The sequence below is a fragment of the Lentzea sp. NPDC051213 genome, from assembly GCF_044455585.1.
Lineage (GTDB): Bacteria > Actinomycetota > Actinomycetes > Mycobacteriales > Pseudonocardiaceae > Lentzea.
This window is the reverse complement of record NZ_JBITEX010000011.1, coordinates 265,069-278,607: the sequence shown is the minus strand read 5'-3', so window position 1 is coordinate 278,607 and position 13,539 is coordinate 265,069. Positions and strand designations below refer to the sequence as shown.

Annotated in this window: 13 protein-coding genes; 8 read left to right on the top strand and 5 right to left on the bottom strand. The window is 69.8% G+C overall.

The window, feature by feature from the left end:
- The first annotated feature begins 43 nt into the window (after positions 1-43).
- A complete protein-coding gene (locus ACIA8G_RS39640; RefSeq protein ID WP_396423924.1) occupies positions 44-385 on the top strand; it encodes a VanZ family protein in 342 nt (113 codons plus the stop codon).
- Here ACIA8G_RS39640 and ACIA8G_RS39635 read toward each other — a convergent pair.
- Entirely contained in the window at positions 336-980 is a 645-nt protein-coding gene (locus ACIA8G_RS39635) for a DUF2461 domain-containing protein (RefSeq protein WP_396423923.1), read from the bottom strand. The two genes, ACIA8G_RS39640 and ACIA8G_RS39635, sit on opposite strands and share 50 nt — an antisense overlap.
- Positions 981-1,055: 75 nt before the next feature.
- Here ACIA8G_RS39635 and ACIA8G_RS39630 point away from each other — a divergent pair, with 75 nt between their 5' ends.
- The gene (locus ACIA8G_RS39630) at positions 1,056-2,975 is read left to right on the top strand and encodes a helicase-associated domain-containing protein (protein WP_396423922.1); all 1,920 of its coding nucleotides are present in this window, start codon (positions 1,056-1,058) and stop codon (positions 2,973-2,975) included.
- A gap of 3 nt (positions 2,976-2,978) precedes the next feature.
- Here ACIA8G_RS39630 and ACIA8G_RS39625 read toward each other — a convergent pair whose 3' ends face one another.
- Positions 2,979-4,106: a sensor histidine kinase gene (locus tag ACIA8G_RS39625; RefSeq protein WP_396423921.1), complete on the bottom strand. Its 1,128-nt coding sequence runs from the start codon at positions 4,104-4,106 to the stop codon at positions 2,979-2,981.
- An 8-nt stretch (positions 4,107-4,114) separates the two neighbouring features.
- Positions 4,115-4,774, bottom strand: a complete 660-nt coding sequence (locus ACIA8G_RS39620) for a response regulator transcription factor (protein ID WP_396423920.1) — start codon at positions 4,772-4,774, stop codon at positions 4,115-4,117.
- A 136-nt stretch (positions 4,775-4,910) separates the two neighbouring features.
- Here ACIA8G_RS39620 and ACIA8G_RS39615 point away from each other — a divergent pair, with 136 nt between their 5' ends.
- From ACIA8G_RS39615 to ACIA8G_RS39600, 4 genes are read left to right on the top strand one after another with little or no spacing between them, the layout of a single operon-like run.
- Positions 4,911-5,441, top strand: coding sequence for a hypothetical protein (locus ACIA8G_RS39615; RefSeq protein WP_396423919.1), 531 nt, complete (start codon positions 4,911-4,913; stop codon positions 5,439-5,441).
- Complete coding sequence (locus ACIA8G_RS39610; RefSeq protein WP_396423918.1) at positions 5,438-6,508, top strand: peptidoglycan-binding protein; 1,071 nt, start codon at positions 5,438-5,440, stop codon at positions 6,506-6,508. Before ACIA8G_RS39615 ends, ACIA8G_RS39610 begins: the two co-directional genes overlap by 4 nt.
- Positions 6,509-6,522: 14 nt before the next feature.
- A complete protein-coding gene (locus ACIA8G_RS39605; protein WP_396423977.1) occupies positions 6,523-7,233 on the top strand; it encodes an ABC transporter ATP-binding protein in 711 nt (236 codons plus the stop codon).
- Positions 7,226-8,440, top strand: a complete 1,215-nt coding sequence (locus ACIA8G_RS39600) for an ABC transporter permease (protein WP_396423917.1) — start codon at positions 7,226-7,228, stop codon at positions 8,438-8,440. The genes ACIA8G_RS39605 and ACIA8G_RS39600 overlap by 8 nt, the downstream gene beginning before the upstream one ends.
- A gap of 52 nt (positions 8,441-8,492) precedes the next feature.
- Here ACIA8G_RS39600 and ACIA8G_RS39595 read toward each other — a convergent pair whose 3' ends face one another.
- The gene (locus tag ACIA8G_RS39595; protein ID WP_396423916.1) at positions 8,493-8,828 is read right to left on the bottom strand and encodes a hypothetical protein; all 336 of its coding nucleotides are present in this window, start codon (positions 8,826-8,828) and stop codon (positions 8,493-8,495) included.
- Positions 8,829-9,156: 328 nt separating this feature from the next.
- On the opposite strand from ACIA8G_RS39595, the gene ACIA8G_RS39590 reads away from it, so the two are divergent.
- On the top strand, positions 9,157-9,753 hold the full coding sequence (locus tag ACIA8G_RS39590; RefSeq protein ID WP_396423915.1) for a MerR family transcriptional regulator: 597 nt from the start codon (positions 9,157-9,159) through the stop codon (positions 9,751-9,753).
- Positions 9,754-9,816: 63 nt separating this feature from the next.
- A complete protein-coding gene (locus ACIA8G_RS39585) occupies positions 9,817-12,678 on the top strand; it encodes an NACHT domain-containing protein (protein WP_396423914.1) in 2,862 nt (953 codons plus the stop codon).
- A 15-nt stretch (positions 12,679-12,693) separates the two neighbouring features.
- On the opposite strand, the gene ACIA8G_RS39580 is transcribed toward ACIA8G_RS39585, so the two are convergent.
- On the bottom strand, positions 12,694-13,518 hold the full coding sequence (locus ACIA8G_RS39580) for a DNA/RNA non-specific endonuclease (protein ID WP_396423913.1): 825 nt from the start codon (positions 13,516-13,518) through the stop codon (positions 12,694-12,696).
- Positions 13,519-13,539: the final 21 nt, after the last annotated feature.

Genomic DNA, 13,539 nt, shown 5'->3' with positions numbered 1-13,539 from the left:
TTCCTGGACCGATCCCGAACTACTCCTCGGTAATGTTCAGACAATGGGTCGAGTCCTGCTGTTCGTGACCGCGACGTTGCTCAGTGTCGTCGTTTTGTTCACCCCTGAGTCAGGTGTGCCCACGGCTCCGCCCGGTACGGACAAGGTCATCCACACCCTGCTGTTCGCCCTGCTGGCCTTCACGGGCCTTAACGCGAAGATTTCTCGCATTCTGCCGGTGCTCGTGATCTACGCGGGCGTCTCGGAGGTGCTCCAGGAGCTGATCACGCCGCTGCGCCGCAGCGGTGACTGGCTCGACGCGCTGGTGGACGTGCTCGGCATCGCGCTCGGCTGGTTCATCTGGAGTCGGCTGACACACCGACGTGGTCTTCGCACCACGCGTTGAGGTCCTTCAGCTGCCGCCACGACTTGCGGACGCGGTCCAGGCACCCCGGCTCGTGCAGCACGTCGTCCGGTCCCCACACCTTGCGCACGTAGATCGACCGGTGCCGGAGCAGGTCGAGGTGCGGGTGGTCGTCGGTGAACCCGCGCGGCTTCGACTTCATCACGTCACCGCACAGCTCCCAGCCCTGCTTGACCAGCTTGTCCACGATCTTGCGCAGCAGGATCCCGTGCGCGTCGACCGAGGCGCGGTAGCGCGCGAGCTGGTCCGAGGCCATGTGGAACGACCCGCCGCCGGTCAGCAGGCCCTCGGGGCTGATCTGCACGTAGTACGCGCCGCCGCCGCGACCCTTCTCGATGACGCCGCCGCAGTTCGTCTTGTACGGCGTCTTGTCCTTGGCGAACCTCGTGTCCCGGTACGGCCGGAACACCTTGCCTGGACCGAACTCCTTCTCCAGCGCGGTCAGCAGCGCCTCCATCGGCGCCCGCACGTCCCGCAGGTACGTCTCCTTGTTGTCGTCCCAGTACGCCTTCGAGTTGTCCAGTTCCAAACCGTCGTAGAAGTCGATGGCGTACTCGCCGAACCCGCTGAACGTCACCGGGTCAGCCTAGGCCGATCGCCCATGAGCGTGAAATTCGTTTGAGGACAGACATCCGAGGCCATAATCAGGGGAATGCCACGACGTATCAACGCGCTCGCCTCCTGGCTCCACCAACTCGAGCCGGACGAGGTGAACGCGGTGCTCGTGCGCCGCCGCGACGTGGCTGACCGCTACCTCCGCACGTTGAAGGACCTCGCGACGCAGCTGACCGACCCCGATTCGGTGCACCTCGCCGAGGACGCGCTCGACCAGGGCGCGCTCGACGTGCTCGGCGCGATCGTGGCGCTGGGCAACTCGGGCACCGTCGACACGGTGTGCGCCCGGCTGCGGTGCTCGGCCGGCGACTTCGAAAAGGCCTTCGAGCGACTCAAGCTGAGCGCGCTGGCCTGGCCGGACGGCGCGGCGCTGATCGCGGTGAACTCCGTGCGGGCGAACGGCGCGGTGCGCGGACGGCTGACGTTGCGGCCGCCCGCGCCACGGGTGCGCAGGGCCGCCGCGGTGTCTCCCGTAGTGGCCGCGATGTCCACTGTGGACGGCGTGGTGCGGCTGTTGGCGCACTGCGAACAGGACAGCTTCGACGCGCGCTACACCGGTGGCGTGGCGACGGTGGAGATCCGGCGGGTGGCACGGGCGTTGCGGGTCGCGGACCCGGTGCTGCGGCTCTGGCTGGAGCTCGCGGTCGAGGCGCAGCTCCTCGGCGTGGAACGCGGGCGGTTGCTGCCGACGAAGCACGGCGACGCGTGGCTCGGCTCGCAGCCCGGTCCGCGGCTCGCGGCGCTTGCCGAGGCGTGGCAGCGGATGGACTGGCGGCCGGAACCGGACCAGGCGCGGGCGGCGTTGCGCGACTACACCGGGGCCGCCGGGCTGGCGCTGCGGCGCACCGCGCTGGAGCGGTTCTCGGTGGAGGAAGCGTTCGCGGACGTCAGCGAAGTGGTCGCCGAACTCGTGTGGTCGTGCCCCGCGGTGCACGACCCCCGCGCGACGGCGGCAGTGATCGGTGAGATGGAGTCGCTGGGGCTGGTGGCCGGTGGCGCGCTGACGCCGTTAGGTGCGGCGGTGCTCAAGAACGGTGATGTCGCAGCGGCGGCCACCGAACTGATGCCCGCGGCGGCGGAGAAAGCCGCGTTCCAGACGGACATGACCGCGGTGGTGAACGGGCTGCCGTCACCGGAGCTGAGCGCGACGCTGAACCTGGTGGCGGACCTGGAGGACAACGACGCGGCACGGGTGTGGCGGCTCTCCGCCGGGTCGGTGCGCCGAGCGCTGGACACGGGGTTGTCCGCCGAGCAGCTGCTCGCGAAGCTGGCCGCCGTGTCGGAAGCGTCGTTGCCGCAGGTGATCGAATACCAGGTGCAGGACGTGGCGCGGCGGCACGGGCACCTGACGGTGGCCGATGTGGCGAGCTGCGTGCGGGCGGAGGATTCCTCGCTGTTGCAGGAGATCGCGAAGTCGAAGCGGCTGGCCCCGCTGAAGCTGCGGTTCCTGGCACCGACGGTGCTCGCGTCGGCCCAGCCGATGGCGAACACACTGGTGGCGTTGCGCAAGGCGGGTTACGCGCCGACCGGGGTCGACGCCGGTGATCAGTCCATTGTGGATCGGGTGGAACGGCTGCGGGCACCCGCCCGCGGCGAACGACGCCAGGACACGTGGTGGCGGACCGAGCTGGACGACCTGGAGCTGACTCAGCTCGCCATCAGGCTGGTGGAGCAGGAACGGCCGACCGCCGGGCGGGGTGCGCCGCGCGCGAACGCGGCGCGGATACTGCGCGACCAGAACGTCTTCCTGCGGGACGAAGAGGTGTTCCTGCTCGCGTCGGCGCTGGTCGACGGCGACCGCGTGGAGATCGAGTACGCGAGTGGCCCGCGCATGACCGAGACACACGTGATCATCCCGGCCAAGCACCTCGACGGCGTGCTGACCGCGGAGTGCGAGGACGGTGCGGCCCGCGACTTCACCATCGGCCACTTCCGCAAGGTCGCCCTACCCGCCTGACCCTCACAACACGCGCCACGGCACCGAGAACGCCATCTCCAGCCCACCGCCGCGGCGCGGCACCGCCCGCACCGACCCGCCGTGCGCCTTCGCGATCGACGCGACGATCGAGAGGCCCAGCCCGACACCCCTGCCGGGCCCGGTGCGCTGCTCGCGCAACTGGCGGAACGGTTCGAACAGCCCGCCGACCGCGGCGGCCGGCACCTCCGGGCCGGTGTTGTGCACGTCCAACGCCGATTCCCCGCCGGTGGTGATCGAGACGAGACCACCCCTGTGGTTGTAGGTGATGGCGTTGTCGACGAGGTTGACGACCAGCCGTTCCAGCAGGACCGGGTCACCGGACACGACCTGGGGCGACAACGCCGACTCCAGCCGGACACCGGCGAGCGCCGCGACGTGGCGGCGGCTGTCGACGACACCGCGCGCCACCTCGTCCAGCCGCACCGGCTCCTCGTGTTCCAGCCCGCGGTCGCTGCGGGCGAGCAGCAGCAGGCCTTCGATGAGCGACTCGGTGCGCACGTTCATCACCAGCAGCCGCTCGCACAGGTTGCGCAGGTCCGGCCCCGCGTTCCGGCGCGTCATGGCAATCTCGATCATTGTGCGCTGGGTGGCGAGCGGCGTGCGCAGCTCGTGCGAGGCGTTCGCGACGAACCTTTTCTGGCTGTCGAACGACGCCGCGAGCCGGTCGAGCATCCCGTCGAAGGTGTCCGCGAGCTCGGTCAGCTCGTCTCGCGGGCCCGGCATCCGGATCCGCTCGTGCAGGCTGTCCGCCTCCAGCCGTTGCGCCGTGGCGACCACCTCCTGCACCGGCCGCAGCATCCGCACGGCGGCGAACCACCCCAGCGCCAGCGCGACGACCGCCATCACGGCCAGCGCGACCCCGGACTGGACGACGAGCGTCTGCAACACCTCTTGGCGGTACAGGGAAAGGTCGGTGCCCGAGCTGCCGGCGACGGGCGCCGAGCCGGGGGTGGGCGCGGTGAGGCCGGCATCCGCCGACTGGCCGGGCGGTGCCTCCGTGGTGTCCGGCAGCGCGTTGCGCACCAACAGGTAGTTGGTCGTCAGCAGAATCGCGCCACCGAGCAAGAACAGGCCGCCGCACAGCAGCGCGAGCCGCAGCTTGACCGACATCCTGGCCGCTAGTCGCGCAACTGGTAGCCGACCCCTGCCACTGTGTGGATGATCCGCGGCTCGCCCAGCTTCCTGCGCAAGGTCATCATGGTGACCCTTACCGCGTTGGTGAACGGATCCACGTTGACGTCCCATGCCTTCTCCAGCAGCTCTTCGGCGCTGACGACGGCACCCTCGGCCCGCATCAGCACCTCCAGCACGGCGAACTCCTTGCGCGACAGGTGGACGAACCTCTCGTCCCGGAAAACCTGGTGCCGTCCGACGTCGAGGCTGACGCCGGCGCGGCGCAACACCGGGGGCAACGCCGGTCGTGCGCGCCGGCCCAGCGCCTGCACCCGTGCCAGCAACTCCGCCCAGGCGAAGGGTTTGGCGAGGTAGTCGTCCGCGCCGATGCCCAGGCCGTGCACCCGGTCCGCGACGTCGCCCGACGCGGTCAGCATGATCACGCGCGTGTCGCAGCCGTGGTCGACGATCGCCCGGCAGACGTCGTCACCGTGCACACCCGGCAGGTCCCGGTCCAGCACCACGACGTCGTAGCGGTTCACGGCGATGAACTCCAGCGCCTGTTCACCGTCGCCGCAGACGTCGACCGCCATGGAAGCCTCGCGCAGCCCCTCCGCGACCGCGTCGGCGAGCATCTCCTCGTCCTCGACCACCAGGACTCGCACGTCCAACCCCCTCATTCCCGGCCAAGTGTGCCGCGCGTGGTCATAAGACGGCCATAAGCAACCGCACTTACGGTGGCGGAATCACCCTCCCGGTAGACATTCAGCCATCCGCTGGAAAGGATCCGAGGGGGAAATCATGAAAACTGCCGGTCTGGTCGGCGCGATTGTGCTAGCGACATTGCTGACGACCTCGTGCGCGGACAATTCCAACCCGAATGTCGCGTCCGTGAGCGGCTCGCCGTCCAGCACCGCTCCGGGCGGCGAGGACGCATATTCCAAGTGCATGCGCGAGAACGGCGCCGAGGTGCAATCCCAGGAAATCCCGAACAACGGCAGCGGGCAGGGCACCGCGCAACAGGGCAACCAGTCGCAGGCCGACCAGGAGAAGCAGCGCGCGGCGCACGAGAAGTGCCGCCAGCACCTGCCGGACGGCGGCAACCCGAAGCCGATGAACCCCGAGCAGCTGGACCAGGCGCGGAAGTTCGCCAAGTGCATGCGCGACGAGGGCGTGGCCTACCCGGACCCGAAGCCGGAGGACGGCGGGGACGGTGCCGCGAAGCTGCCGGACGGCGTCGACGTCAACGACCCCGTCGTGCAGGAGAAGCTCCGCCGTTGCTCGGCCAAGACCAACGACAACAACCCCGGTTCGTCCGGCTCGACGAAATGATCGTCGAGCCAGGGCCCTCCTCCGCCAGGAGACGACGGCGGAAACGGGCGGTCTGGATCGCCGTGGTGATGGCGTTCGCGGGGACGGCCGGAGCGGTGACGTTCACCCGGCTGAGCTCCGCGCCGGCCTCGTCCGCGCCACCGGCGCCACCGCCCGCCACCACGCAGGTCACCCGCACGACGCTGACCGACCGGATCAAGGTCGACGGCGATCTGGGCACCGGCGCGCCGGTCGGGGTGGCGGGGCGCCGGCCGGGCACGATCACCCGCCTTCCGGCGCACGGTGAGCAGCTCGAACGCGGAAAGGTGCTGTACGAGGTGAACGCGGTCGGTGTGCCGGTGTTCTTCGGCCCCACGCCGTTGTACCGGGAGATGAGGAACGGCGTCCCGGACGGCGACGACGTGAAGATGCTGCAGGAGAACCTCCTCGCGCTCGGCTACACCGAGCTCGGGGCGGCGAGCGGCAAGTTCGGCCCGAGGACCGCGAGCGCGGTGAAGCGCTGGCAGAAGTCGCTCAAGGCCGAGCAGACCGGCGTCGTCCAGCCGGGCGACGTGATCGTCGTAACCGGCCCGGTGCGGGTGCACGCGGTGACCGCACAGCCCGGCGCGCCCGCCGAGGGTCCGCTGATGACCGTGACCGGCCTGGATCGGCTGGTGTCGGTGGAGCTCACGCCGGCGCAACGCCGCCTCGCTCGGGTGGACGCCAAGGTGAAGGTGTATCTGCCGGGCGGGAAGGAGACAGCCGGCACGGTGCGCGAGGTCGCCGTGAAAACCGTTGAGGACAAACCCAAACCGTTCGCCACGGTCACGCTGGACGACTCGGCGCTGGCGGCGTCGGCCGAGCTGGGACGGGTCACCGTCGAGTTCGACGGCGAGAAGCGGGAGAACGTGCTCGCCGTGCCCGTGCAGGCACTGCTGGCCCTGCGCGAGGGCGGCTACGCGGTCGAGGTCGTGGACGGCGGGAAGAGCCGCTACCTCGCGGTGCGGACCGGGATGTTCGCCGGCGGGATGGTGGAGATCACCGGCGACGGTGTCAGCGAGGGCCTGACGGTGGTGACGACGTCATGACCGCTGTTCTCGAGCTGACCCCTGTTCTTGAACTGACGGGGGTGTCGAAGACCTATCCGGGCGGGGTGCGGGCGTTGCGGCCGTGCGACCTGCGGGTCGACGCGGGCGAGATGCTCGGCATCGTGGGGCCGTCCGGGTCGGGCAAGTCCACGATGCTGCACCTGATGGGCACGCTCGACCGGCCGTCGACGGGCACGGTGCTGGTCAACGGCCACGACACCGGCAAGCTCACGGACCGGCGGCTGTCCGCGCTGCGTGCGTGGTGGATCGGCTTCGTCTTCCAGCAGTTCCACCTCACCGAGGGCTTCACCGCGCGGGAGAACGTGATGGCGGCCCTGGTCTACCGAGGCGTGCCCGCGCGCGATCGCGGCCCGGCGGCCGACGAGGCGCTCGCCCGCGTCGGACTCGCCCACCGCACCGACCACCTGCCTGCCGAGTTGTCCGGTGGCGAGAAGCAGCGGGTCGCGATCGCACGGGCGCTGGTGAACAGGCCGAGCATCGTGCTGGCCGACGAACCGACCGGCAACCTCGACACGAGGTCGGGCGCCGACGTGCTGCGCCTGCTGCGTGAGCTGCACGCCGACGGCACGACCATCGCGATCATCACCCACGACGTGAAGATCGCGGCGAGTCTGCCGCGACAGGTTGAGATGCTCGACGGTGAGCTGCGGACGGACACGGTGCGGCCGGACGTGCGGCCAGACATCGGGAGCGACCATGGCTGACATCCCGCTCCCACGCGCCACCCGGCTCCCGCTGCCCGACGTGCTCCGCCTGGGCACGGTAGGCGTGCGAACCCGTCCGGTGCGCACGGTCCTCGCCGCACTAGGCATCGCGATCGGCATCGCCGCGCTGATCGCCGTGGTCAGCATCCCGGCGTCGAACCAGGCGGCTCTGCGCGCACAACTCGCCGCGCTCGGCCCCAACCTGCTGACGGTCGTGCCCGGCACGGACGTCGCCGGTGGCGGCAAGGCGAAGCTGCCCGCGGTGGCGGTGGACATGATCCGGCGGATCGGGCCGGTGCGGTCGGTGAGCGCGACCGGCGACACCGACGCGACCGTGCGCCGCACGGACCTGGTGCCCGCACAGGAGACCGGCGGGCTGAGCGTCAAGGCGGCCAGGCTCGACCTTCTGCCGGTGCTTGGGGGATCCGTGCGGACCGGGCGGTTCCTCGACCAGGCGACCGAGGCCTTCCCGGTGGCCGTGCTCGGGGCACGGGCCGCACGGATGCTCGGCACCGAGCTGAGGCCCGGACTGCCCGCGCCTGCGGTGTGGATCAAGGACCGGTGGTTCACCGTGATCGGCGTGCTGCACGCCAACCCGCTCGCGTTCGAGGTCGACAACGCGGTGCTGGTCGGCTGGCAGGCGGCGCGCGACCACCTCGGGTTCGACGGCACGCCGGGCGAGATCTACGTGCGGGCCGACGACCACGCGGTCGAGGCCGTGAAGGCGGTGCTCGGCCGCACGGCCAACCCCGGGAGCCCCAACGAGGTGCTGGTCAGCAGGCCGTCCGACGCGCTCGCCGCGCAGCAACTCGTCGAACAGGCGTACTCGGGGCTGTTCGTCGGGCTCGGCGGGGTGGCGTTGCTGGTCGGCGGGATCGGGGTGGCGAACACCATGGTCATCTCCGTGCTCGAACGCCGCCGCGAGATCGGGCTGCGGCGCGCGCTCGGTGCCAGCAGGCGGCAGATCAGCGGTCAGTTCCTGGCAGAGGCCGTCGTGCTGGCCGGCATCGGCGGCGGAATCGGCCTGCTGATCGGGGTGGCGGCGACCGCCGTCTACTCCGCGTCGCAGGGCTGGCCTGCCGTGCTCCCCCTGGTCGCTCTCGCGGGCGGGGTGGGTGCGGCCGTTGTGGTCGGCGTACTCGCCGGTGTTTATCCGGCGGTGCGGGCGTCGCGGCTCACCCCCACCGAGGCGCTGGCGACCACCTGAAAAACCGCACCCCCGGCGGAAGAACGCCGGGGGTGCGGTCGGGTGTACCGGATCAGCCGGCGCTCTGGAAACCGAACGACAGGAGCCGGTAGCCGCCGCAGTCCACCCAGAGGTGCCAGCGACCGGGGCCGACCCACGGGGTGTAGTACGTGCCACCGTTGGAACACCTGCCCCACAACCGCACGTAACCGCTCCACACGGTGCAGTAGGCGTCGACCCGGTACGCCGTCGCGGACCAGTTGCAGCTCCAGACGGCCTGGATTCCGGCCTGGTCCCCGCTCTGCTGGACGGACTGCGACACCACGGCCGGTGCGGCGGTCGCGCCCGCGGCGTTCATCGTCGCGACGCCACCGAACATGGCGAGCACGAGCAGCAGAACGCTCGTCATTCGCTTGATTGCGGACATCTGACTTCCCCTCATGTGCTTGTTCGCGGCAGAACACGGGAAAGCCTCATCCGAACAACGCCCTTATCCCAGAAGTGGAACGAAAAACTTCCACACGACTTCGCTTAGCACAACCGAACACAATGACACAGCAAAGGAAGTAGGTCCTTCCATTTGATCATTCAAGGGGCCAGGAACAACTTATGCCCGTCTTATAAACGCGATGCGAGACTTGTTCCTCAGGGGCGGGCCCGCAGTTGTGCTATTCGCCAGCGGGCTTTGGGACAACAGGGGGAAGCTCAATGCACCAAAGCTGGGAGTGGTGCCGGTAATGTCAGACCGCGCCGCCAGACAGATGACGATCGACGAGTTCGCCGCCGAGATCGGCATGACCACCCGCACCGTCCGCTCGTACCAGGCGCGTGGCCTGCTGCCGGCGCCGAACCGCCAGGGCCGTTCGCCGATGTACGACGACTGCCACCTGACGCGCATGCGGACCGTGCTCCGATTGCAGCACCGGGGGCTGCCACTGGAGGCGATCCGGGCGCTGCTGGCACCGGATCTCGTGCTGCGCCAATTCCTCCCCACCGGCGACGTGCTCGTGTGCGCGTTGCGGCAGAACCCCGAGCTGTTGCGCGCCGCGATCGACAGCGGGGTCGTCACGCGGTTGCCCGACGGGTCCCTGGAACTGCGCAACGCACGTGCCGTTCTCGCCGCCGCACGCAAGGGTGCGTCGCTCGGCCACACGGTGAGCGTGCTCGTGCAGGCCGTGTCCGTGCTGCAGCCGCATGCGGAATCGGCACTTGCCGAAGTACAACGATCCGCTCCCTCCGTGCCACCGGAGAACCTCGCGGAGCTCGTCGTGGAGGCGTTCCGGCTCGCGATCACGGCGGTCGCGGGCCGCGGTGTCTCGCGCACGGCATCATGAATTCCTGGTTGCCGGTATTGGAATTGCCGATGCCGGGGCGTGGCGCGTGGAGATACTGACGGTGTGGCCGACCCGTTTTCCGCCGGACTGCTGATGCTGCTGGAGACCGTGCTGGAGCGTGTGCTGCTCGGTCTCTTCGACGTGGTTCACAAAGGCGCCAAGAACAAGCGACGTCAGCGCGAGCTGACGCGGCCGGGACCGCTGGTCGAACGGGTGAGCGCCGAACTCGCCCGCGGTGAGCTGAGCTCCGTGGAGCAGCACGAGTGGCAGGCCGCCGTGGCCGCGGTGCGCGAGTCCTTCGAGGCATCGCTGCCGCTGCGCGAGGACGAGGCGCTGCGGGTGATGCTGACGCCGGAGGCGCTGCGGACGTACGTGCTGTCCCGGTCGGCGGCAATCCGCCGGGCGGCAGGACTGTCGGAGTCGGCGACGGCCGTCTACGACGCGTTGCTGCTGCGGGTCTGCGTCGCGGTCGTGGAACTGGTGTGGTCGCAGCCGGAGTACGCGCGGCGGCTCGCGGTGGAGATGTTCCGGATCAGCCGGGCGACCGCGGCGGCTGTGGCGCGGCTGGCCGATCAGCAGCAACTGGCACTGGTCACGGCACATCGCGACTTCGAGGACCGGTACGCGGAGCAGGTCGCGCTGGCGCTGGGCGGGCTGGAGCTGTTCGGGGTGTCACGCGGACGGCCGACGCGGCGGCACTCGTTCGACTCCTCGTACGTGTCGCTGGCGGTGGCACGGGTCGGCGACACCGACGAGCTGACCGGTGCCGGCCTGCCGGTGGCGGCCGCGCTGGCGGACACACCTCGGGTGCTGATCCGGGGTGGCGCGGGCGCAGGCAAGACGACGTTCCTGCGCTGGCTGGCCATGAACGCGCTGGGCGAGACGCGGACCTCCGGCAACGAATGGCTCGGGCTCGTACCGTTCTTCGTGCCGCTGCGCCAGTTCACGTCGCTGCCGAAGCCGGAGGAGTTCATCTCGGCGATCGCCTCGATGATCGAGGAGGAGAAGCCGGCGGGGTGGGTCACCGCCCGGCTGAAGGAGGGGCGCGCACTCGTCCTGATCGACGGCGTGGACGAGCTGGTGTGGGAGCGGCGGGCCGAGGCGCGGCAGTGGCTCGAGAAGCTCGTGAACGCCTATCCGGATGCCAGGTACGCGATCACCACGCGTCCGGCCGCAGTTCCGGAGGACTGGCTGGAGGACGTCGAGTTCGCCGCGTTCGACCTGTTGCCGTTGAGCGACAAGGGTGTGCGCGACTTCGTGGAGGCCTGGCACACCGCGGCCCGCGACGAGCCCGGCCTGACCCGGGACGCGCGGGTGTGGCTGACCGACTGCGAGGTGCGACTCGTGTCGACGCTGGCGAAACGGCCCGACCTGCGGCGGCTGGCGTCGAGCCCGTTGCTGGCCGGCCTGTTGTGCGCGCTGCACCAGGACCGGAACATGCACCTGCCACGCGATCGGCGGTCGTTGTACGAGGCGGCTCTCGATCTGTTGCTGGTGCGGTGGGACGAGGACCGCGGGCTCGCGCTGCCGTCGTTCTCCAAGGAGGAGCAGCTCGTTCTGTTGCAGAGGTTCGCGTACTCGCTAGTGCGCAACCGGGAGCTGATGGTGCCGCGAGAGGAGGCGGTGCATCGGCTCGGGAACGCGATGCGCGGGCTGCGGTCGCACGACATCGACCCGGACGACGCGATGCAGCGGTTGCTCGAACGCGCCGGGTTGCTCCGGGAGGTGTCCGCCGAACGGGTGCAGTTCGTGCACCGGACGTTCCGGGACTACCTGGCGGCCAAGGAGGTCGTGGACGCCGGCGACCTGAACCTGTTGGTGGACAGGGCACATCTCGACGAGTGGCACGACGTCGTGGTGATGGCCGTCGCGCACGCCCGGCCGCGCGAACGCGCTCGCGTGCTGATGGACCTGTTGGCCGGCAACGACGACACGCGCAAGGACGAGCGCGGGCGGGACAAGCTGCGGCTGCTCGCGCTGGCGTGCCTCGACCAGGCCGACGTGATCGAACCGGAGACCGCGCGGCTGCAGGTGATCTCCGCCGCGGCCTCGCTGATCCCGCCGAAGAGCTTTGCGCACGCCGACGCGCTGGCCGAGGCCGGCTCGTTCGTCGTGGATCTGCTGCCGGGTCCGGAGGCCGCGGAGGAAGCCGCGTACATCGTGCGGACGCTGGCCAACATCGGCGGCGAGGCCGCGTGGGAACGGATCGCGGAGTTCGTGGCCGTGGATCACGCGATGGTCATCGACGAGCTGCTGCGGGCGTGGCGGAACACCCCCGACGCGGAGAACTACGCCCGCACCGTGCTGTCCAAAGTGGACTTCGGTGACCGCAGGGTCGACGTGCGGGGCTGGCACCGGATCCAGTTCATCTCACACCTTGAGAAGCTGCGGCACGTGCGGTGCATCGGCAACATCAACCCGCTCGACCCGCTGGCCGCGATGCCGTCACTGCACCGGCTGGAACTGTGGCAGAACGAGGTGATGCGGGACCTCTCGCCGTTGGCCGCTTCACGATCGCTGCGAGAGCTGCACCTGAGCCGGTGCCGTCCGCTCGGGCGGATCGACCTGTCGCCGGTGGCCGGCCTCGACGAGTTGCACCTGCACTTCAGCCGGGTCGACCTGGAGTCACTGGAGGGTGGCTCAGTGCGCCGCCTGCAGATCCGCGACTCGGCGACCGACGAAGGGCTGGCCGCGCTCCCGGCGTTGCCCGCGTTGCGCGAGCTGGCGATCGACCACCGCCCGCCCTATCCGCTGGCGGGGCTGGAGCGGTGGCCGACCATCACGACGCTGGAGGTGTTCGGCGTGCCGGCAGCGGACGACCTGCGCGCGCTGCCGGCGTTGACAGACCTCGTCGTGCACCAGCCGGAATCGTTGGCCCGGCTGGAAGAACTGCGCGGAAAGCTGCCGGGCGTGCACATCACGTGAGGCCCGGCGGGCACCTCACCACTGGATGTCGGCGAGGCTCCCCAACGGCTTGCGCTCGGACTCGTCGAGCAGCTGCACCGACGCGGTGTCGGCGGCGTGCAGCTCGGCCGGGAAGGTGAAGCCGGTGCGCTTCTCCAGCTCGGTCAGCGACACCTGGAACACGCGGAACTCATCCAGGTCGAGAGCCTCGGCCAGAACCAGGTTCTGCGTGAGCAGGAACGCGCTGCACCGCAGCTCGCCGTTCACCACGAACGCGATGGCCTTGTAGAACTCGCGCGGGATCGCGACGCCGCGGAACACCCGGTCGTCGGCGTTGAAGACCGGGCCGCCGTAGACGCTGACCTTGAGGTTGTCCACGTCGACGTCCTCGAGCACCGCGTCCTCGAGCCTGCCCCAGAGCCCTTCCTTGGTGCTCTGGTTGAAGTCGTCCATCTGCGGCGTGATGTTCGTGAAGAAGAACGAGTCCTTGTTCGCCTTCTGCGCCTCCGCCTTCGGGCCCCAGCACAGGTCGGCGCGGCGCGCGAGGTGGCCGCGGTCGAGCCTGTTGTCGCGGTAGAGCTCGTCGCCGGTCTGGAACTCCGCCGGGATGCGCGGGTCCTTGATGAACGGGATGTTGGTGCGGCTCAAGGCTTTCATCTCGGCGCCGTCGATGTTCCACGCGACCCAGATCGCGAACTTGCGCGACTTGCTCATCGCGAGCGAGAAGTGCGTGTAGTCGATCGTGGTCGAGCCGTTCAGCTCGACCGCGTCCGCGGCACCTGCCTCGGTCAGCACCGGGCTACCGGCGGCGGTGCCGAGGAACTCCGCGTCAAAACCGATCTTCACGGCTGTACTGGTCATGTGTCTCCCCCTACTGGTACA